At 71.7% G+C, this 19,828-nt stretch carries 15 protein-coding genes; 8 read left to right on the top strand and 7 right to left on the bottom strand.

What is annotated here, in order from left to right; translation table 11 throughout:
• Positions 1-160 precede the first annotated feature (160 nt).
• Positions 161-961, top strand: a complete 801-nt coding sequence (locus ACFYV1_RS28570; protein ID WP_389398476.1) for a transposase family protein — start codon at positions 161-163, stop codon at positions 959-961.
• A 230-nt stretch (positions 962-1,191) separates the two neighbouring features.
• A complete protein-coding gene (locus tag ACFYV1_RS28565) occupies positions 1,192-2,307 on the top strand; it encodes an AI-2E family transporter (RefSeq protein WP_389398475.1) in 1,116 nt (371 codons plus the stop codon).
• 73 nt (positions 2,308-2,380) lie between these two features.
• Here ACFYV1_RS28565 and katG read toward each other — a convergent pair whose 3' ends face one another.
• On the bottom strand, positions 2,381-4,612 hold the full coding sequence (katG, locus tag ACFYV1_RS28560; protein ID WP_389398474.1) for a catalase/peroxidase HPI: 2,232 nt from the start codon (positions 4,610-4,612) through the stop codon (positions 2,381-2,383).
• Positions 4,613-4,969: 357 nt separating this feature from the next.
• Here katG and ACFYV1_RS28555 point away from each other — a divergent pair, with 357 nt between their 5' ends.
• Entirely contained in the window at positions 4,970-5,380 is a 411-nt protein-coding gene (locus ACFYV1_RS28555; protein ID WP_389398473.1) for a Fur family transcriptional regulator, read from the top strand.
• Positions 5,381-5,455: 75 nt separating this feature from the next.
• Here the strand turns inward: ACFYV1_RS28555 and ACFYV1_RS28550 are convergent, their stop codons facing one another.
• The gene (locus tag ACFYV1_RS28550; protein WP_389398472.1) at positions 5,456-6,826 is read right to left on the bottom strand and encodes a cytochrome P450; all 1,371 of its coding nucleotides are present in this window, start codon (positions 6,824-6,826) and stop codon (positions 5,456-5,458) included.
• 155 nt (positions 6,827-6,981) lie between these two features.
• On the opposite strand from ACFYV1_RS28550, the gene ACFYV1_RS28545 reads away from it, so the two are divergent.
• Both ACFYV1_RS28545 and ACFYV1_RS28540 read left to right on the top strand, forming a co-directional pair.
• Complete coding sequence (locus ACFYV1_RS28545) at positions 6,982-7,605, top strand: PadR family transcriptional regulator (RefSeq protein WP_389398471.1); 624 nt, start codon at positions 6,982-6,984, stop codon at positions 7,603-7,605.
• Between the two features lie 146 nt (positions 7,606-7,751).
• Positions 7,752-9,476 (top strand): acyl-CoA dehydrogenase family protein, encoded by a 1,725-nt coding sequence (locus ACFYV1_RS28540; RefSeq protein ID WP_389398470.1) that lies wholly within the window; start codon positions 7,752-7,754, stop codon positions 9,474-9,476.
• 154 nt (positions 9,477-9,630) lie between these two features.
• On the opposite strand, the gene ACFYV1_RS28535 is transcribed toward ACFYV1_RS28540, so the two are convergent.
• The gene (locus tag ACFYV1_RS28535) at positions 9,631-13,011 is read right to left on the bottom strand and encodes a pyruvate carboxylase (RefSeq protein WP_389398469.1); all 3,381 of its coding nucleotides are present in this window, start codon (positions 13,009-13,011) and stop codon (positions 9,631-9,633) included.
• Between the two features lie 434 nt (positions 13,012-13,445).
• Here ACFYV1_RS28535 and ACFYV1_RS28530 point away from each other — a divergent pair, with 434 nt between their 5' ends.
• Complete coding sequence (locus ACFYV1_RS28530; protein WP_389398468.1) at positions 13,446-13,892, top strand: SsgA family sporulation/cell division regulator; 447 nt, start codon at positions 13,446-13,448, stop codon at positions 13,890-13,892.
• Between the two features lie 40 nt (positions 13,893-13,932).
• On the opposite strand, the gene ACFYV1_RS28525 is transcribed toward ACFYV1_RS28530, so the two are convergent.
• Genes ACFYV1_RS28525 through ACFYV1_RS28515 form a run of 3 tightly spaced genes read right to left on the bottom strand, consistent with a single transcriptional unit; the run spans position 13,933 to position 17,047 of the window.
• The gene (locus ACFYV1_RS28525; protein WP_389398467.1) at positions 13,933-15,030 is read right to left on the bottom strand and encodes an acyl-CoA dehydrogenase family protein; all 1,098 of its coding nucleotides are present in this window, start codon (positions 15,028-15,030) and stop codon (positions 13,933-13,935) included.
• Positions 15,030-16,199, bottom strand: coding sequence for an acyl-CoA dehydrogenase family protein (locus tag ACFYV1_RS28520; protein ID WP_389398466.1), 1,170 nt, complete (start codon positions 16,197-16,199; stop codon positions 15,030-15,032). The genes ACFYV1_RS28525 and ACFYV1_RS28520 overlap by 1 nt, the downstream gene beginning before the upstream one ends.
• A complete protein-coding gene (locus tag ACFYV1_RS28515; protein WP_389398465.1) occupies positions 16,199-17,047 on the bottom strand; it encodes an enoyl-CoA hydratase in 849 nt (282 codons plus the stop codon). The genes ACFYV1_RS28520 and ACFYV1_RS28515 overlap by 1 nt, the downstream gene beginning before the upstream one ends.
• Positions 17,048-17,220: 173 nt before the next feature.
• Between ACFYV1_RS28515 and ACFYV1_RS28510 the strand changes: the two genes are divergently transcribed.
• Positions 17,221-17,817, top strand: coding sequence for a TetR/AcrR family transcriptional regulator (locus tag ACFYV1_RS28510; RefSeq protein WP_389398487.1), 597 nt, complete (start codon positions 17,221-17,223; stop codon positions 17,815-17,817).
• A 26-nt stretch (positions 17,818-17,843) separates the two neighbouring features.
• Positions 17,844-19,001: an acetyl-CoA C-acetyltransferase gene (locus tag ACFYV1_RS28505; protein WP_389398464.1), complete on the top strand. Its 1,158-nt coding sequence runs from the start codon at positions 17,844-17,846 to the stop codon at positions 18,999-19,001.
• A gap of 30 nt (positions 19,002-19,031) precedes the next feature.
• Here ACFYV1_RS28505 and ACFYV1_RS28500 read toward each other — a convergent pair whose 3' ends face one another.
• Positions 19,032-19,787, bottom strand: a complete 756-nt coding sequence (locus tag ACFYV1_RS28500) for an enoyl-CoA hydratase family protein (protein ID WP_389398463.1) — start codon at positions 19,785-19,787, stop codon at positions 19,032-19,034.
• Positions 19,788-19,828 lie beyond the last annotated feature (41 nt).

The following is a 19,828-nucleotide window of genomic DNA, read 5'->3' as shown; positions in this document are numbered from 1 at the left end:
TTTTTTTCTGGGGCCCCATTGGGTATTACCCGAACAGATGCTGGCCGGCGGGGGCGGGGCGCCGCCGGGGGGGGGGGGGGGGGCGCTGGCGGGGGGGGGGGGGGGGGGGGGGGGCGGCCCCCCCCCCCCCGAGGCCGGTGCTGGCCCGAAGCATCGTCTGGTGTTCGTCGATCGAGTGCTGGTCACGCTGGCGCACTTGCGACACGATCTTCCGCACTCGGCCCTGGCTGTGCTGTTAGGAGTGGACCGCTCCACAGTGTCCGCCGCGATCCGGCAGGTCCGGCCGCTGCTGGCGGCGCGCGGGTTCGCCGTGCCCGACCAGCCCGCCATCCGGCTGCGCACCATCGAGGACGTGTTCGCCTGCGCCGAGGCCGAGGACGTCGAGCTGCGTATCGACTGCACCGACGTGCAGGTGAGACGCCCGAAGGCCGGGCGTCCGGGCCGCAAGGCGTTCGTATCCGGCAAGCGCAAGCAGAACGCCATCAAGACCACCACGTTCAGCGACGGCCAGGGCCGCACCCTCTACTCCGGGGTCGCGCGGCCAGGACGAATGCACGACCAGACCGCGGTGCGCACCGAGGGCATCGCCGAGCAGCTGCGCTGCCGCCCCGGCGTCAAGGTGCATGTCGACGAGGGCTACCGGGGCCTGGCCAACCAGTTCCCACACCAGGTCATCGCTCCACCTCGCAAGCCGAAGAAGGACGCGGCCCTCGGCGAACAGCACGCCTGGCGGCACGAACGTCGAGCACAGTCCTCCAACCGGATCTGCGTGGAGCACGCCAACGCCGAGTACCAGCAGTGGCGGCCCCTGCAGCGCTACACCGGCCGCCGCGAAGACTTCGCCGAGATCCAAGCCGCCATAGCCGGCCTGGTCTCCGACCGGTCAGCCCGCCGGGCCGCCCGCCTCAAGACGAGCAAAGAACTCGTCCTCGCCGCCGACGCCCGCCCGACGTTCTGCTGATCAATCCCAGGCGGATTGCTCAGCCGAGCCTGCCCAGATTCTTATCGCTTCCCAAGCCGTAACGGCTCAGGCGCGCACTCCCCGCATGCGGATCGGACAGCGGACGCCCACGCCGTCGGCCCAACAGGAGGGCGGTGCCGACCGGTTCGACGGCCTGCCTACCGGTCGTGGCCGTCCACCTCGACCGGACCGATTCCGTGGTGCGACTGGCGTGCGAATAGGGTGACTCCATGTCTGCCAGGTTGAGTTCCACGAGAACCCGCGACGCCCTTCGCGTATCGGCGCGCGTCTCCGTCGAGTTGCTGTTGGTCCTCGTGGCGGCCGGGGTGGCCCTGTGGCTGCTCGGCCGGATGTGGTCGGTCGTGTGGCCGCTCGTGGTGGCCCTCTTCCTCACCACGCTGACCTGGCCCCTGGCCCGCTGCCTGCGCCGCTGGGGGTGGCCCCCGGCACTGGCCGCGGCGGTGGTGACCGTGATGTTCCTCCTGACCGCCGGGGGCATCGTGGCGCTGATCGCGGTGCCGGTGGCGTCCCAGTCCGGCGAGCTCGCCGACGGTGTGGTCGAGGGCATCCAGAAGTTGCGGGAGTGGGCCGCCGGGCCGCCGCTGAACATCGGCGACGATCAGATCACCGGCGCCTTCGACGCCGCGACCGCCCGCGTCCAGGACAGCGTCGGCAGCATGGTCACCACCGTCGTCACGGGGGTGAGCACCGTCTTCAGCGGCGTGGTCACCGCCGTCCTGGCACTCTTCCTGATGTTCTTCTTCCTCAAGGACGGCCCGCGGTTCCTGCCCTGGCTGGCCCGCCAGCTCCCCGGTCGGCTCGCCGACGACGTCCCGGCCGTGGCCGCGCGCGGCTGGGACACCCTCGGCGCGTTCGTGCGTTCGCAGGCGTTCGTCGGTCTGCTCGACGCCGTCTTCATCGGTCTCGGCCTGTGGATACTGGACGTGCCCCTGGTGCTCCCACTGGCGGTGCTGACCTTCGTGTCCGCGTTCGTGCCGATCGTGGGCGCGTTGTTCGCCGGTCTGGTCGCGGTGCTCATCGCACTGGTGTCGAACGGTCCGACGGACGCGCTGCTGGTGCTGGCGATCATCGTCGTGGTGCAGCAACTCGAGGGCAACGTGTTCCAGCCCATGATCCAGAGCCGCGGACTCGGTCTTCACGCCGCTGTGGTGCTGCTGGCGGTGACGCTGGGCGGCAGTCTGGCCGGTGTGGTGGGCAGCCTGCTCGCCGTTCCCGCCGCCGCGCTGATCGCGGTCGTCTGGAACTATCTGCGCGAGCAGCTCGCCGACCCGTCGCGGGAGCCGGAGACCGACGGGACGCCCGCCGCGGCCGCCGTCCCTTCGTAGCCCTGCCCGTCGTTTCCATGGGCTTCCGCTGTCCGGGGCCGGGCCGTTACCGGCCCGGCCCCGGACGTCACGGTCAGGCGATGTCGAACCGGTCCAGGTTCATCACCTTGTCCCACGCCGCGACGAAGTCCTTCACGAACTTCTCCTTCGCGTCGTCACTCGCGTAGACCTCCGCGAGCGCCCGCAGTTCGGAGTTCGACCCGAACACGAGGTCGACCCGGCTGCCGGTCCACTTGACCTCACCCGTGGCGCCGTCGCGGGCCTCGAACGTGTTCGCGTCCTCGGAGGTCGCCTTCCACGTCGTCCCCAGGTCGAGCAGGTTGACGAAGAAGTCGTTGGTCAGCGTCCCGGGCGTCTTGGTGAGAACGCCCAGCGGCGACTGCTGGAGGTTCGTGCCCAGGACACGGAGGCCACCGACGAGCACCGTCATCTCGGGGGCGCTGAGGGTCAGCAGGTTCGCCCGGTCGAGCAGCAGGTACTCGGCCGGCAGCCGGTTGCCCTTGCCCAGGTAGTTGCGGAACCCGTCGGCGGCCGGCTCCAGCGCGGCGAACGACTCCACGTCGGTCTGCTCCTGCGACGCGTCCACGCGGCCCGGCGTGAAGGGCACCTCGATGTCGAAGCCCGCGTCCTTGGCGGCCTGCTCGACGGCGGCGCAGCCGGCGAGCACGATCAGGTCGGCGAGCGAGACCTGCTTGCCGCCCGCCGCGGCGGAGTTGAAGGACTGCTGGACACCCTCCAGGGCGCGCAGCACCGTCGCCAGCCGGTCGGGCTCGTTGACCTCCCAGCCGCTCTGCGGCTGGAGGCGGATGCGCGCTCCGTTGGCGCCGCCGCGCTTGTCGCTGCCGCGGAAGGACGAGGCCGACGCCCACGCGGTGGACACCAGCTCGGACACCGACAGGTCCTGGGCGAGGATCTGCGCCTTGAGCGCGGCGATGTCGTCGGCGTCGACGAGCTCGTGCGCGACCTCCGGGAGGGGGTCCTGCCACAGCAGGGTCTCGCTCGGGACCTCCGGACCGAGGTAGCGCACGACCGGGCCCATGTCACGGTGGGTCAGCTTGTACCACGCCCGGGCGAAGGCGTCCGCGAACGCGTCCGGGTTCTCGAGGAAGCGCCGTGAGATCTGCTCGTACGCAGGGTCGACGCGGAGCGAGAGGTCGGTCGTCAGCATCGTCGGGGCGTGGCTCTTCGACGGGTCGTGCGGGTCCGGAACGGTCCCCGCGCCGCCGCCGTCCTTCGGCCGCCACTGGTTCGCTCCCGCCGGGCTCCGGAACAGCTCCCACTCGTGGCCGAAAAGGATCTCGAAGAAGCTGTTGTCCCAGGCGGTCGGGGTGTTCGTCCAGATCCCCTCGAGACCGCTGGTGATCGTGTCGCCGCCCTTGCCGCTGCCGTGGCTGTTCCGCCAGCCGAGTCCCTGCTCCTCGATCGGGGCGGCCTCGGGGGCGGGGCCGACGGCGTCCGCCGGGCCCGCGCCGTGGGTCTTGCCGAAGGTGTGGCCGCCGGCGATCAGGGCGACCGTCTCCTCGTCGTTCATCGCCATCCGGCGGAACGTCTCACGGATGTCGCGGGCCGCGGCGAGCGGGTCCGGATTGCCGTTGGGACCCTCGGGGTTGACGTAGATGAGACCCATCTGGACCGCGCCGAGCGGGTTCTCCAGCTCGCGGTCGCCGGTGTAGCGCTCGTCGCCGAGCCAGGTGGACTCGGGGCCCCAGTAGACGTCCTCCTCGGGCTCCCAGACGTCCGCGCGGCCGCCGGCGAACCCGAACGTCTCGAATCCCATGGACTCCAGGGCGACGTTGCCGGCGAGGATCATGAGGTCGGCCCACGACAGCGACTGGCCGTACTTCTTCTTGACCGGCCACAGCAGGCGGCGGGCCTTGTCGAGGTTTCCGTTGTCGGGCCAGCTGTTGAGGGGCGCGAAGCGCTGCTGACCCGCGCCGGCGCCGCCACGGCCGTCGCTGATCCGGTACGTGCCCGCGCTGTGCCAGGCCATCCGGACGATGAACGGGCCGTAGTGGCCGAAGTCGGCCGGCCACCAGTCCTGGGACGTCGTCAGCACATCGGCGATGTCCCGCTTCACGGCCGGGAGGTCGAGGGACGTGAAGGCCGCGGCGTAGTCGAACTCCTCACCGAGCGGATTCGCCACGCCGGGGTTCTTGGCAAGGATCTTCAGGTTGAGCCGCTCCGACCACCACTGGCGGTTTCCACCGCCCTGGGTCGGGTGCGGGGCGCGCCCGTGCGCGACCGGGCAGCCGCCTTCGCCCTCCGTCTTCGGGTCTGTGACGATTGCATCCGGGTTCTCGGACATGGGAATCCTTTCGGGCGGGGCGGGATCGTTGCGCCGGAGTGGAGTCTGCGTACGCGAGGCGCTCGAGGCGCTCGACGTGACGCGGGGTGTGGTCACCGCCGGGTGACGCCTGGGACAGCGCGGCGTGAAAGGCCGTCAGCCGCTCGGGCCGACACCGTGCGGCCTCTCGGCGGTGGTCCCGTCATGGCACAGTCTCCTGCCGTACTGGCGGCTCCGGCTCCCTTGGCTGTTGCCGGAACCGATCCTACGATGGACAGAGTCCAGGTCAAGAAGTTTGCGGGTTTCGCATCCCATCGGGATTCGGACACCTGCCGGTAAACTCCGGGTATTCCGCCAAGCCTGAATAGGTGAACCGATATGAGCGACCTGCTGGAGCGACTGCGAGGGCGCGGCTGGCGTGTGACCTCCCAGCGGCGCGTCGTCGCGGAGGTCCTCGACGGCGACCATGTGCACCTGACCGCCGACGAGGTCCACGCCCGCGCGGCGCAGCGGCTGCCGGAGATCTCCCGCGCGACGGTCTACAACACCCTTGGCGAACTGGTGTCCCTCGGCGAGGTGCTGGAGGTCACCACCGACGGGCGAGCCAAGCGCTACGACCCCAACGCGCACCGTCCGCACCAGCATCTCGTCTGCTCCCGCTGCGGGACCATCCGTGATGTCCACCCGACCGGCGACCAGTTGGCCGGTCTTCCGGCGGAGGAACGATTCGGCTTCACGGTGTCCGCGGTTGAGGTCACCTACAGAGGTCTGTGCCCCTCCTGCTCCTGACTCCGTACGCCCGCCGGCGGACACCGGCCGCGACATCCGCGCTCGCTGTGGGACGAGGGTGCGCAGCAGGACGAGTCAGTGACCGGAGTGCCGCTCCACGACCACCTTCAGGGGCGCCCGGAAGGACAGCAGGCCGAGCATCGGCGGTCGTGCCCCTTCCGGCGCGAGCCGGAGCTCCGGGAGCCGTCGCGCGACCGCCCGCAGGCCGATCGCGGCCTCCGTGCGGGCCAGGGACGCGCCCGGGCAGCGGTGGCGTCCGGCTCCGAACGCCAGATGGTGACGGACGTTCGGCCGGTGCGGGCACATCCGCTCGGGGTCCGCGAACACGTCCGGGTCGGAACCGCTGCCCATCAGCATGAGGAGCAGCTGCGCGCCTGCCGGGAGGGCCGTGCCCGCCAGTTCCACCGGGCGTGCGGTGACCCGGCGCCACGTGGTCACCGGCGGCTCGCGCCGCAGCACCTCCTCCACCCATGCCTCGGCCAGGCCGGCTTCCCACGCCGGGCGAGGCCAGAGACCCGGCTCACCCAGCGCCCGGTGCAGCACGGTGGAGATCAGCTGACCGGTGGTGGACTGTCCGGCGATGAAGACGAAGAAGCAGACGCTGACCGCGGTCGCCGTGCCCAGCGGTTCCCCGTCGGGCAGCCGGTGGCGTGACAGCGCTCCGACGAACGAGTCCGGCGACGACACGGCACTGCGCACGGTCGCGGTCAGCCACTGGTGGAACTCGCCGACCAGGGAGGCCAGTTCCAGCTGCCGATCGGCGGAGGGCCTGCCCCAGAACAGTTCCAGCGACGCGTCGCTCCAGCGGATCAGTGTGTCCGGCGTGACGCCCCGGACGCCGAGCAGCTCCATCAGCACCCGGCACGGCAGGATCTGGGCGTAGGAGGCGAACAGGTCACAGCGCCCCTCGTCGTCGATCCGGGCCCGCGCCGCGTCCAGCAGCTCCTCGGCGCAGCGCTCGATCACAGGGACGGCGGCGGCCACCCGCCCGGCGTTGAAGAACCGGTTGACCACCCGGCGCAGCCCGGCATGGCCGGCGGTGCCGTTGTTGGCCAGCGCGGGCGGAAGTGTGAAGCCGGCCCTGGCGAGTGTCCGCAGCACGGCGACGGGCAGCGGGGAAACCGCGTGCTGGGCGTTGTCGGGCAGGAAGACGGACGGCTCCGACAGTACCCGCCGCACGTCCCGGTGCCGGCTGACCAGCCACAGTCCCGTCGCCGCGTCGTGGTGCACGGGCGCGTCGGTGCGCAGGGCGTCCAGCCAGGGGTGGGGGTCGCCTGTGAAGCCCTCACCGAACAGGTCGAACCCGTCGAACCGGTCGAACCCGTCGAACCCATCGAACCCGTCGAACGGTTGCGGGACGGACGCCGTCCGACGGGGCGCCTCTTCCACCTCGGTGCCCGCCACCGCGGTACCCGAGGCGTTCGCGTCAAGGGCCGGAAATGTCACGCGCGGACGCTAACACGCACCTCCACCGCCGCTGACCCGCATGTGCGCCGTCTCACGCACGTGGGTACCGGGCGGCGGACCCGGGGGAGTGAGCCGTGTCTCACCGGAGTGGCCCCGGCTTGCCTATGCAACAAGTTGCATAGAAGGATCGCCGCATGGCGCTCGAACACGCGATCCTCGTCTCCCTGCTGGAGAAGCCGGGCTCCGGCTATGAGCTGGCCCGGCGGTTCGAGCGGTCCATCGGCTACTTCTGGACTGCCACCCACCAGCAGATCTACCGCGTCCTCAAACGTATGGAGGCCGACGGCTGGATCGACGTGCGGGAGGTGGCGCAGCAGGGCCGGCCGGACAAGAAGGAGTACTCGGTCTCGAGGCACGGCCGCACCGCCCTCGGCGAGTGGCTGCACGAGCCGATCCAACCGGAAAGCGTCCGGCACGAGCTCGCCGTGAAGATCCGCGGCGCGGCCTTCGACGACCCGCACGCCCTGATCGGCGAGGTCGAAAGGCACCAGCGGATGCACAGGGACCAGCTCGAGCACTACCTGGAGGGCGAGCGACGCGACTTCGGCCCCGGTGACGCCCCGGCGACCCCGAACACCCCGGCGACCCCCAACACCCCGGCGACCCCCAACGCCCCGGCGACCCGCCACGAGCGCCCCGACGCCGGGCGGGAGTTGCAGCACGCGGTCCTGCGCGGCGGGATCGCGTACGAGCGGATGATGATCGCCTGGCTCGACGACGTACTCGCCACCCTGCACCGGCTCCGCCCCGGCCGGTGACCCGGCGTCCCGCCCACGGCCGGCCACCGTCCCCGCGCCGGCCCGGTCTCCTCGCCCTCGCCGCTCACCACCGCACCTCTTCCCGACCGACCTCTCTTCCCGACCGCCGACCTCCCGACGACAACGAGCCGGAAAGGCGAACACCCATGACCGACCCGCTGCTGTTCAATCCCCGCACGTACGACCCGGCGCATTTCGACCCGGAGACCCGCAGGCTGCTGCGTGCCACCGTCGACTGGTTCGAGACCCGCGGCAGGCGCCGGCTGATCGAGGACTACCGCACGCGTGCCTGGCTGGCCGACTTCCTCGCGTTCGCCGCGGAGGAAGGGCTGTTCGCGACCTTCCTCACCCCCGCCTCCGAGGCGGGTGACGCCGGGCAGGACAAGCGCTGGGACACGGCGCGGATCGCCGCCCTCAACGAGATCTTCGGCTTCTACGGGCTCGACTACTGGTACGCCTGGCAGGTCACCGTCCTCGGCCTCGGACCGGTCTGGCAGAGCGGCAACACGGCGGCCCGCTCCCGTGCCGCCGAACTGCTCGCCCAGGGCGAGGTGTTCGCCTTCGGCCTGTCGGAGAAGTCCCACGGCGCCGACATCTACTCCACCGACATGCTGCTGGAGCCCGACGGCGACGGCGGCTTCCGGGCCCGGGGATCGAAGTACTACATCGGCAACGGCAACGCCGCCGGGCTGGTCTCCGTCTTCGGACGCCGCACCGACGTCGAGGGCCCCGAGGGCTATGTCTTCTTCGCCGCGGACAGCCGCCACCCCGCCTACCACCTCGTGCAGAACGTGGTGGACTCGTCGAAGTACGTCAGCGAGTTCCGGCTGGAGGACTACCCCGTCGCCCCCGAGGACGTGCTGCACACCGGCCGTGCCGCTTTCGACGCCGCGCTCAACACCGTCAACGTCGGCAAGTTCAACCTCTGCACCGCCTCCATCGGCATCTGCGAGCACGCGATGTACGAGGCGGTCACCCACGCCCACAACCGGATCCTGTACGGCCGCCCCGTCACCGCCTTCCCGCACGTGCGCCGCGAGCTGGCCGACGCGTACGTCCGCCTGGTCGGCATGAAACTGTTCAGCGACCGCGCCGTCGACTACTTCCGCTCCGCGGGCCCCGACGACCGCAGGTACCTGCTCTTCAACCCGATGACGAAGATGAAGGTGACCACGGAGGGCGAGAAGGTCATCGACCTGCTCTGGGACGTCATCGCCGCCAAGGGCTTCGAGAAGGACACGTACTTCGCCCAGGCCGCCGTCGAGATCCGCGGGCTGCCCAAGCTCGAGGGGACCGTCCACGTCAATCTCGCGCTGATCCTCAAGTTCATGCGCAACCACCTGCTGAACCCGGTCGACCACGCGCCCGTCCCCACCCGTCTCGACGCCGCCGACGACGCGTTCCTCTTCCGGCAGGGACCGGCCCGTGGCCTCGGCTCCGTCCGCTTCCACGACTGGCGTCCCGCCTTCGACGCCTACGCCCACCTGCCCAACGTCGGCCGCTTCCGCGAACAGGCCGAGGCACTGTGCGAGTTCGTCGCCACCGCCGCCCCCGACGAGGAGCAGAGCCGTGACCTCGACCTGCTCCTGGCCGTGGGTCAGTTGTTCGCGCTGGTCGTGCACGGTCAGCTGATCCTGGAGCAGTCGGGGCTGACGAACCCGGACGAGGACGTGCTCGACGAACTGTTCGCCGTCCTCGTACGCGACTTCTCCGCGCACGCCGTCGAACTGCACGGCAAGGACTCCGCCACGGCGCAGCAGCAGCGCTGGGCCCTGGACGCCGTACGGCGCTCCGTCGTCGACGAGGGCAGGTCGGCGCGTGTCTGGGCGCGTGTCGAGGCGCTGTCCGGGGCGTACGAGATGAAGCCGTGAACCGCAGGTGAGACGGCGGTGGGCGGTACGGGCTCCCGGCCCGCACCGCCCGCCGCCATGCCGCCGCCGACGGGACCCCGCGGGAGCGCGGGCGCGCAGCGCCCCGGGGGAACGCTGCGCGCCTGCCCTCCTCAGCGCCTCCCGTGCCGCCGCGTCACGGCGCGATCTCGATCAGCAGGTCACCGGCCTCCACCTGCTGGACCTCGCCGATCGCGACCCGCCGCACCGTGCCGGAGCTCTGCGCCGTGATCGACGCCTCCATCTTCATCGCCTCGATGGTGGCGACCGTCTGACCGGCGCTCACCGACGCGCCCTCCGCGACCTGGAGCGTGACCACACCCGCGAACGGCGCGGCCACATGGCGGTCGTTGCCCTGCTCCGCCTTCTGTGCCGCCTTCACCGTCGTGGTGACGGAACTGTCGCGCACCGACACCGGGCGCATCTGCCCGTTCAGCCGGGTCAGTACGGTGCGGTAGCCGCGCTCGTCCGCCTCCGAGATGGCCTCCAGCTCGATCAGCAGCGTCACCCCCGGCTCCAGGGTGACGGTGTGCTCCGTCTCGGGCTCGAGCCCGTAGAAGAAGTCCTTCGTCGACAGTACCGACGTGTCGCCGTAGTTCTCCCGGTGCGACTCGAACGACATGGCCGGGCCGGGGAACAGCAGCCGGTTGAGTGTGGACCTGCGCTCCTGGCGCAAACCCTGCCGGTCCTCCTCCGAGAGTCGCGGCGGCTCGGCCTGCGGCGGCCGGGCCTCGAGCGCCCGGCTGCGGAACGGCTCCGGCCAGCCCCCGGGCGGGTCGCCCAGCTCGCCGCGCAGGAAGCCGATCACCGAGTCCGGGACGTCGAACTTCTCCGGGGACGACTCGAACGCGTCCGACGAGACGCCGGCGCCCACCAGGTGCAGCGCCAGGTCGCCCACGACCTTCGAGGACGGCGTGACCTTGACCAGGCGTCCCAGCATGCGGTCCGCCGCCGCGTAGTACTCCTCGACCAGCTCGAACCGGTCGCCGAGCCCGAGCGCGATGGCCTGCTGGCGCAGGTTCGACAACTGCCCGCCGGGGATCTCGTGGTGGTAGACACGGCCGGTCGGCGACGCGAGCCCCGACTCGAACGGCCGGTACACCTTGCGGACCGCCTCCCAGTACGGCTCCAGGTCACCGACGGCCTGCAGCGACAGGCCGGTCGCCCGCTCGGTGTGGTCCGTCGCCGCGACCAGCGCCGACAGCGACGGCTGACTGGTCGTGCCGGCCATCGACGCGACCGCCGCGTCCACGGCGTCGACGCCGGCGTCGATCGCCGCGACCAGGGTGGCGAGCTGGCCTCCCGCCGTGTCGTGCGTGTGGAGGTGCACGGGCAGGTCGAACCGTTCCCGCAGCGCCGTCACGAGGGTGCGCGCGGCGTGCGGACGCAGCAGGCCCGCCATGTCCTTGATGGCCAGTACGTGCGCCCCCGCCTCCACGATCTGCTCGGCCAGACGCAGGTAGTAGTCCAGCGTGTAGAGCTTCTCGGCCGGGTTCGACAGATCGGCTGTGTAGCAGAGGGCCACCTCGGCCAGCGATGTCCCGGTCGCCCGTACGGCGTCGATCGCGGGACGCATCTGCGACACGTCGTTGAGCGCGTCGAAGATCCGGAAGACGTCCATACCGGTGGCGGCGGCCTCGGCCACGAACGCGTCGGTCACCTCCGTCGGATAGGGCGTGTACCCCACCGTGTTGCGGCCCCGCAGCAGCATCTGCGTGCAGATGTTCGGCACCGCCTCGCGCAGGGCCGCCAGCCGCTCCCACGGGTCCTCCGCGAGGAACCGCAGGGCCACGTCGAAGGTGGCGCCGCCCCAGCACTCGAGGCTGAGCAACTGCGGTGCGGTTCGGGCCACATGCGGTGCCACGGCGAGCAGGTCGCGGGTGCGCACCCGCGTCGCCAGCAGCGACTGGTGGGCGTCGCGGAAGGTCGTGTCCGTCACGGCGACGGCGGACTGCCTGCGCAGTTCCTGTGCGAACCGCTCCGGCCCGAGGGCGGCCAGCCGCTGCCGCGAGCCGTCGGCCGGTGCCGCCGAGAGGTCGACCGAGGGCAGCTTGTCGGCCGGCTCCACGACGACGGGCCGGGGGCCGTGCGGGCGGTTGACGGTCGTCTCCGCGAGGTGACCCAGGATGCGGCTGCCACGGTCGGCCGGCGGCCGGGTGCGCAGCAGGTGCGGGCGCTCGTCGATGAAGGACGTGGTCACCCGCCCGGCCTGGAAGTCGGCGTCGTCCAGCACGGCGCCGAGGAACGGCAGGTTGGTCGACACGCCCCGGATGCGGAACTCGGCGATGGCCCGCCGGGCCCGCCGGACCGCGTTCGCGTGGTCGTGGCCCTCGCAGGTCAGTTTCACCAGCAGGGAGTCGAAGTGCGCCGAGACCGACGCGCCGGTGTGCACGGTGCCACCGTCGAGCCGTACGCCGGGGCCGCCGGGGGAGCGGTAGGCCGAGATGGTCCCCGTGTCGGGGCGGAAGCCGTTGGCCGGGTCCTCGGTGGTGATCCGGCACTGCAGCGCGGCACCGGACAGCGTGATCTGGTCCTGCGTCAGGTTGAGTTCGGGCAGCGTCATGCCCGACGCGATGCGCAACTGCGCGATGACCAGGTCCCGTCCGGTGACCTGTTCGGTCACCGTGTGCTCGACCTGGATGCGCGGGTTCATCTCGATGAAGACGTGGTTGCCGCGCGCGTCGACGAGGAACTCCACCGTGCCGGCGTTGACGTAGCCGATGTGCCTGGCGAACGCGACGGCGTCGGCGCAGATACGGTCCCGCAGCTGCGGATCGAGGTCGGGCGCAGGGGCGATCTCGACCACCTTCTGGTGGCGCCGCTGCACCGAGCAGTCCCGCTCGTAGAGATGGACGACATTGCCCGCCGCGTCGGCGAGGATCTGCACCTCGATGTGACGGGCGTCGATCACGGCCTGCTCGAGGAACACGGTCGCGTCACCGAAGGCCGAGCGCGCCTCCCGCATGGCGGCCTCCGCCGCCTCCCGCAGGTCACCGGGACGTTCGACCCGTCGCATGCCGCGCCCGCCGCCGCCCGCGACGGCCTTGACGAACACGGGGAAGCCGATGTCCCCGGCCGCCTCGACCAGCTCGTCCACGTCGTTGGTGGGTGCCGAGGACCGCAGGACCGGCACCCCGGCCTCGCGGGCGGCGGCCACCGCACGCGCCTTGTTGCCCGTCAGGTTCAGCACCGCCGCCGGCGGTCCCACGAACGTGATGCCGGCCTCCGCGCACGCGGCGGCCAGTTCCGGGTTCTCGGAAAGGAACCCGTAGCCGGGGTAGACCGCGTCCGCGCCCGCGCGGCGGGCGGCCTTCACGATCTCGTCGACGGAGAGGTAGGCGCGCACGGGGTGACCCGGCTCGCCGATACGGTAGGCCTCGTCCGCCTTCGCCCTGTGCAGCGAGTTGCGGTCCTCGTGAGGGAAGACGGCCACGGTGGAGACACCGAGCTCGAATGCCGCCCGGAAGGCCCGGATCGCGATCTCGCCGCGGTTGGCCACCAGTAGTTTGCCGAACATGTCGCTCCGTCTCCTGTGATGGCCGCTCAGGAAGCCCGGGCGACCGCTGTGACATGGGAACGCTCCGTTGCGCTCAGCGTATGGCCCTGGCTACCAGGAACGGGGCCCGGGCAGCCAGGGCGTGCGTCACTTTTCCGCCGACAAGGTCATCTGCTGCCGCCCGCCGCTCCCGCCGGCACGGCCCCAGCCGGTTCGTGACCGTGTTCCGACCGTCCCCGAACGGCATGGACCGGTCCTTTTCGGTTACCTGGCGCTCATGTCCGACATCGAGCGTGATGAACCCTCTGTGGCGTGGCGGCCCGCGAGCGGGCCGGGATGTGAACGTACCGTCACAGCATCTGCACGGCCGCCGGGAATGAGCGGGCCCGCGGCGGCAACTCGGACCGGACGCGCTGCCACGACCGGGACGGCGCCCGACCCGGAAGCGGTGCCGCATGCCACGAGACAGCCGAGCAGCCGTACGTCGCACACCCCGGCGCACCATGACCTGGGAGGCGAGGGTCCACCAGCTCCGCGGCTGCCTGAGCGTCCCCGTGACCGCGACCTTCCGCTACACGACGGCGGATCCCTTCGCCGTCCGGATCGCCTTCCGGCCGCCGCACGCGCCGCCCGTCGTCTGGTACCTCGCGCGCGAGCTGCTGATCTCCGGCACCCGCGTCCTGAGCGGCGTGGGCGACGCCCGTGTCCGGCCCGCTCCGGGTCCCGGCCGCGACGGCCTGGTCCATCTGCGCCTGGGCACTGTGCACAGTCACGCCCTGTTCGCCGTCGACCGGAGCGCGCTGAGCCGCTGGCTGGCCCGCAGCTGCACCCTCGTACCGCCAGGCACCGAGGCCGAGTTCATCGACTGGGACACGTTCACCGGCTCGCCGGGCGGCGCCTGACCGCCGAAGCGGCGCCCGCGCGGGAGCCCGTCGGGCCGGGTCACGGCGTCAGGACGCGGGCGCGGTGCGAGGCAGGGGTTCCCCAGGCGTCCCGGATCGCCCGGGCCTTGCGGATCCACAGGGAGAGATCGAGTTCGTCGGTGTAGCCGACGGCTCCGTGGATCTGCAGGGCCGTACGGGCGGCCGCGTACGCCGACTCGCAGGCCGTCACCTTGGCCGCCGACACCCTGCGGCCGCTGCCCGGTTCGCCGGCGGCGAGGTCGAGAGCGGCGGCGTAGAGCAGCGGCTGGGCGAACTCGAGGGCGACGAGTGTGTCGGCCAGCCGGTGCTTGACGGACTGGAACGAGCCGATGGGGACGCCGAACTGGACGCGCTGCCCGGCGAAGGCGACCGTCGCGTCGAGCAGGGCACGGCCCAGGCCCAGGGCCTGGGCCGCGGTGGACAGCGCGGCGAGATCGGCGGCGTGGGCGGCCGCCGCGGGCACCTCGGGACCGTGCGCGAGGACGGGGCCGTCACCGGGCCGCGCCAGCCGGCGGGCTGGGTCGGCCGACTGCTGTACGGGGCCCGCCGTCCGGGCCAGCCGCAGGGTGTCGCCCTCGACGACGAGCACGGTGTCGGCGCTGTCGGCGTCCAGGGCGAACGGGTTTCCGGCGCCGAGCAGGCACAGGGACGCGACCGTCCGGCCGGAGGCGATGCCTGCCAACTGGCGTCCCGCCCAGGTGCCTTCGTACGCCGGGTCCGCCCCGCCGGCCTGGTCCGTTCCGCCTGCCGTCTGCGTCCCGCCGGCCTGGTCCGTTCCGCCCGCCGTCTCCGCCCCGTCCGTCCGGCCCACCCGATCCGTCCTGTCCAGGAGGGCCGCAGCGGCGACGGTCTCGACCAGCGGTCCGGGGACCGCGTGGCGGCCCAGCTCCACGAAGGCCGCGGCGAGTTCCACCGGGCGCGGACCGAGACCTCCGTGGCGCTCGGGAACGGCCAGGGCGAAGACCCCCGCCCCGGCGAGCCGGGTCCACAGGGCGCGGCCCGGTGCGGTGTCGCCGGCCGCCCAGGCCCGTACGGCCGCCGGGGTGCCGGCCGCGCGGAGCATCGCGTCGAGCGAGCGGGTGAACTCACGCTGCTCGTCGTCAAGGAGGAACCGCATCAGCGGCGTCCCTTGGGCAGGCCGAGCAGCCGCTCGGCGATGATGTCGCGCTGGATCTCGTTGGTGCCCGCGTAGATCGGGCCGGCGAGCGCGAAGACGTGCCCCTCGGCCCAACTGCCGTGGGCGGGGGCCTCATCGGCCGTGTCGGCGAGCTCCCCGTACGGCCCCAGCAGGTCGAGCGCGGTCTCGTGCAGCGCGATGTCCAGTTCGGACCAGAACACCTTGTTGAGGCTGGACTCGGCGCCGGTCGCGGCGCCTTCGGCGATGCGCGAGGCGGCGGCGTACGTGAAGAGGCGGTACGCCTCCGCGCCGATGACCGCGTCCGCCACCCGGTCCCGCACCGCGGTGCCGAGGGTCTCGCCCCGCTCGCGCCACAGCGCGGTCAGCCGCTCGGCGGCGGCCGTGAAGCGGCCGGGGCTGCGCAGGGTGAGCCCGCGCTCGTTGCCGGCCGTGCTCATGGCCAGGCGCCAGCCCTGACCCGGCTCCCCGATGACGTCCTCGTCGGGGACGAAGACGCTGTCGAGGAAGAGCTCCGCGAACGCGGGCTTCCCGTCGAGCCGTGCGATCGGACGGACCGTCACGCCGGGGGCGTCGAGCGCGAACATCAGATACGTGAGGCCGTGGTGCGGCCGGTCGGTGCGTGGCGCGCTGCGGAACAGTCCGAAGGCGCGGTCGGCGAACGCGGCACGGGACGACCACGTCTTCTGCCCGTCGAGCAGCCAGCCGCCGCCGGTGCGGGTCGCGGTGCAGCGCAAGGACGCGAGGTCGGAGCCGGCCCCCGGTTCCGACCAGGCCTGCGCCCAGATCACCTCACCGCTCGCCATGCCGGGCAGGATCCTGGCGCACTGTTCGGCGCTGCCGTGCGCGAGGAGGGTGGGGGCGAGGAGGCTGATGCCGTTCTGGCCGACCCGGCCGGGCGCGCCCGCCGCGTAGTACTCCTCCTCGAAGATCAGCCATTCGACGACGGAGAGCCCGCGGCCGCCGTACCGCTTCGGCCACGAGACGACCGACCAGCGGTCCGCGGCCAGTGTCCGCTCCCACTCGCGGTGGGCGGCGAAACCCGCCGCTGTCTCCAGGGACGGCAGCGGAGTGCCGGGGACGTGCGCGGCGAGCCAGTCGCGTGCCTCGGCGCGGAAGGCGTGCTGTGCGGCGGTGAGGTCGAGGTCCATCAGGATCCGGCCTCCTTCATCGCCCTGACGTCCATGCCGCCGAGCGGGTCGTCGGCGGTCTCCGCGTTGTGCGCGTGCGCGAGGTGGTGGAGGCCGAAGACCGAGTCCATCCCGGCGTGCATGCCCTGCAGATCCTCCGCCTGGTTGACCGCCCGCTTGGTGAGCGCGAGCCCCATCCGTGGCATCTCGGCGATCCGCAGCGCCAATTCCATGGAGGCGTCCACGAGTTCGTCACGCGCCACCACGCGGTTGACCATGCCGACCTCGTACGCGCGCCGTGCGCTCATCCGGTCCCCGGTGTAGAGGAACTCCTTGGCGACACGCGGCGGCATCATCCAGGGGTGGGCGAAGTACTCGACACCGGGGATGCCCATGCGGACCACCGGGTCGGCGAAGAACGCGTCCTCGGAGGCGACGATCAGATCGCATATCCAGGCGAGCATCAGCCCGCCCGCGACACAGGCGCCCTGGACGCGGGCGATCACCGGCTTGGGCAGTTCGCGCCAGCGCCGGCACATGCCCAGATAGACCTCGGACTCGCGGGCGAAGCGGCTCTCCGCGCCCCGCTTGCCGCAGTGGTCCCACCACAGGCCGGCCCGGCGGTCGAAGGGCACATGGGCGTCGCGTTCCGGGGTGCCGATGTCGTGACCGGCCGAGAAGTGCCTGCCCTCTCCGGCGAGGACGACGACCTGGACCTCGTCGTCGTCGGCGGCGCGGTAGAACGCCCGGTCCAGTGCGTAGGTCATGGCGGAGTTCTGGGCGTTGCGGTACTCGGGACGGTCCATGGTGACCACGGCCACGGGGCCGCGGGTCTCGTAGCGGACAGGCTCCGTCGGGGCAGCGGACATCCGCCCTCCTTCCCTAACAAGTGTTTGGTAGGTTAACCTGCGGATCGCCGGCCGTCGAGAACGGCGGGGAGGTCAGGTCCGCCGGTCCGTCACCTCGACGGGGCACGGCAACGGGGGACGACAATGGCAGCGTGCCGAAAAGCAATGTGCCGACCACAGGCAAGAAGAAGTCGATGAGCCCCTCGCCCGAGCGCCGCGGTGAACTCCTCGGTGTGGCCGCGGAGGTCTTCGCCGAGCAGGGTTACAACGCCACCACCGTCCGCAAGATCGCGGACGCGGCCGGAATGCTGGCGGGCAGCCTCTACTACCACTTCGACTCCAAGGAGTCGATGCTCGACGAGATCCTGTCCACCTTCCTCGACGAGCTGTGGGCCGGCTACGACGCGGTGCTGGCCGCGGGCCTCGGCCCGCGGGAGACGCTCGAGGCGCTCGTCGTCGAGTCCTTCCGGGAGATCGACCGGCACCGCGCCGCCGTGGCGATCTACCAGAAGGAGTCGAAGTACCTGTCCGTGCAGCCTCGTTTCGGCTATCTCGCCGAATCGCAGCGGAAGTTCGAGAAGGCCTGGCTGGGAACCCTGGAGCGCGGTGTCGCCACCGAGGCGTTCCGCGCCGACCTCGACGTCCGGCTCACCTACCGCTTCGTGCGCGACACGGTCTGGGTCGCCGCGTCCTGGTACCGGCCGGGCGGACTGCACAGCCCCGACGAGATCGCCCGCCAGTACCTGTCCATGGTGCTCGACGGCATCGCACTCGGGGGCCGTCACCCGTAGCAGGATCCCGAGAAGGAGCCGAAGCCATGTCAGAGGCGTACATCGTCGAAGCGGTCCGCACCCCGGTGGGCAGGCGTGGCGGCGGCCTGTCCGCCGTCCACCCCGCGGATCTCGGCGCGCATGTGCTGACGGCCCTCATGGAGCGCTCGGGGGTCGACCCGGCGGCCGTCGAGGACGTGGTCCTCGGATGCGTGGACACCGTCGGCCCCCAGGCCGGGAACATCGCGCGCACCTGCTGGCTGGCCGCCGGGCTCCCGCAGGAAGTGCCGGGCGTGACCGTCGACCGTCAGTGCGGCTCCTCGCAGCAGGCCGTCCACTTCGCCGCGCAGGGAGTGCTCTCCGGCACCCAGGACCTCGTCGTCGCGGGCGGCACCCAGAGCATGTCGCAGATACCGATTGCCTTCGCGAGCCGCCGGGCGGCCGAGCCCCTCGGCCTCACCGAAGGTCCGTACGCAGGCTCCCGGGGCTGGCGGGCCCGCTACGGCGACCGGCCGGTCGACCAGTTCCACGGCGCGGAACTCATCGCGGAGAAGTGGGACATCAGCCGCGAGGCCATGGAGGAGTTCGCCCTGCGGTCCCACCGGCAGGCGGTCAGGGCGGCCGACGAGGGCCGCTTCGAACGCGAGATCGTGCCGTTCCCCGGCATGCGGGCCGACGAGGGGCCGCGCCGGGACACCACGCCGGCGAAGATGGCGGCCCTGCCGCCCCTGGTCGAGGGCGGGCGGCTGACAGCCGCCGTCTCCTCGCAGATCTCCGACGGCGCCTCCGCGATGCTGCTCGCCTCCGAGCGGGCGGTCCGCGAACACGGACTGACCCCCCGCGCCCGCATCCATCACCTCTCCGTACGCGGCGAGGACCCGATCCGGATGCTGTCCGCGCCGATCCCGGCCACCGCCTACGCGCTCAAGAGGACCGGCCTGTCGATGGACGACATCGACCTCGTCGAGATCAACGAGGCGTTCGCCTCCGTCGTCCTCGCCTGGTTGAAGGAGACCGGCGCCGATCCCGCGAAGGTCAACGTCAACGGAGGCGCGATCGCCCTGGGGCACCCCCTCGGAGCCACGGGCACCAGGCTGATGACCACACTGCTGCACGAACTCGAGCGCACCGGCGGCCGCTACGGGCTGCAGACCATGTGCGAGGGCGGCGGCCAGGCGAACGTCACCGTCCTCGAACGCCTCTGACGTGCTCCGGTGCGGCGCCGGGCCTCCTTCTCATCGTCCGTTCTCCCCGGACGAGCCGAAGGCCGCCCGGTGCCTGGCCCCGGCTCCGCCGAGGTTCGCCTCGAAGGTGAAACCCTGCTCGAACCGGTAACTGCGGCGGACGTCCACGGGATCGATGCCGTTGATCGCGGCCTTCGCGAGGCGGATGAGGCAGCCGTCCTTGGCGGCGATCTCGCGTGCCAGTTCCAGCGCCGCCTCGTGAAGCCGTGCGCGCGGCACCACGCGCCACACGGAGCCGTGCCGGTGCAGCTCCTCGGCGGTGACGGTCCGTGAGGTGTAGTACAGGGTGCGCATCAGATGCGCCGGGACCAGCCGGGAGAGATGCGTCGCGGCCCCGAGCGCGCCGCGGTCGAGTTCGGGCAGGCCGAAGGTCGCGTCGTCACTCGCGACGATCGCGTCGGCGTTCCCGACGAGCCCGATACCGCCCCCGAGGCAGAAGCCCTGCACGGCGGCGACCACCGGGACCTCGCAGTCGTAGACCGCGGCGAACGCCTCGTAGCAGCCGCGGTTGGCACCGATGAGCGCCTCGTGACCGGCGGTGCGCCGCATCTCCTTGATGTCGACGCCCGCGTTGAAACCACGACCGGCGGCGGTGAGCACCACACAGCGGACCGCGGGGTCGGCGCCCGCGGTGCGCAGCGTGCCGGCCAGGTCGTACCAGCCCTGCACCGGCAGGGCGTTGACCGGGGGGAAGTCGACGGTGACGACGGCGACGCCCGGTTCGGCGACGGAGGTGGAGACACCCATGAGCGGATCAACTACCCTTCACCAAACGTTAGTTAGGTAAA

Origin of the sequence: Streptomyces sp. NPDC003023, assembly GCF_042888225.1 — a bacterium.
Taxonomy (GTDB): Bacteria; Actinomycetota; Actinomycetes; order Streptomycetales; family Streptomycetaceae; genus Streptomyces.
Note: the sequence above shows the minus strand (reverse complement) of the source record. Positions and strands in the feature narration are given on the sequence as shown.

Excerpts from the sequence above, each read along its gene's own strand:
- ACFYV1_RS28505 (WP_389398464.1), top strand. The coding sequence starts at position 17,844 with ATGTCAGAGGCGTACATCGTCGAAGCGGTCCGCACCCCGGTGGGCAGG.
- ACFYV1_RS28545 (WP_389398471.1), top strand. The coding sequence starts at position 6,982 with ATGGCGCTCGAACACGCGATCCTCGTCTCCCTGCTGGAGAAGCCGGGC.
- ACFYV1_RS28525 (WP_389398467.1), bottom strand. The coding sequence starts at position 15,030 with ATGCGGTTCCTCCTTGACGACGAGCAGCGTGAGTTCACCCGCTCGCTC.
- ACFYV1_RS28565 (WP_389398475.1), top strand. The coding sequence starts at position 1,192 with ATGTCTGCCAGGTTGAGTTCCACGAGAACCCGCGACGCCCTTCGCGTA.
- ACFYV1_RS28520 (WP_389398466.1), bottom strand. The coding sequence starts at position 16,199 with ATGGACCTCGACCTCACCGCCGCACAGCACGCCTTCCGCGCCGAGGCA.
- ACFYV1_RS28510 (WP_389398487.1), top strand. The coding sequence starts at position 17,221 with ATGAGCCCCTCGCCCGAGCGCCGCGGTGAACTCCTCGGTGTGGCCGCG.
- ACFYV1_RS28530 (WP_389398468.1), top strand. The coding sequence starts at position 13,446 with ATGCCACGAGACAGCCGAGCAGCCGTACGTCGCACACCCCGGCGCACC.
- ACFYV1_RS28500 (WP_389398463.1), bottom strand. The coding sequence starts at position 19,787 with ATGGGTGTCTCCACCTCCGTCGCCGAACCGGGCGTCGCCGTCGTCACC.
- katG (WP_389398474.1), bottom strand. The coding sequence starts at position 4,612 with ATGTCCGAGAACCCGGATGCAATCGTCACAGACCCGAAGACGGAGGGC.
- ACFYV1_RS28555 (WP_389398473.1), top strand. The coding sequence starts at position 4,970 with ATGAGCGACCTGCTGGAGCGACTGCGAGGGCGCGGCTGGCGTGTGACC.
- ACFYV1_RS28540 (WP_389398470.1), top strand. The coding sequence starts at position 7,752 with ATGACCGACCCGCTGCTGTTCAATCCCCGCACGTACGACCCGGCGCAT.
- ACFYV1_RS28515 (WP_389398465.1), bottom strand. The coding sequence starts at position 17,047 with ATGTCCGCTGCCCCGACGGAGCCTGTCCGCTACGAGACCCGCGGCCCC.
- ACFYV1_RS28535 (WP_389398469.1), bottom strand. The coding sequence starts at position 13,011 with ATGTTCGGCAAACTACTGGTGGCCAACCGCGGCGAGATCGCGATCCGG.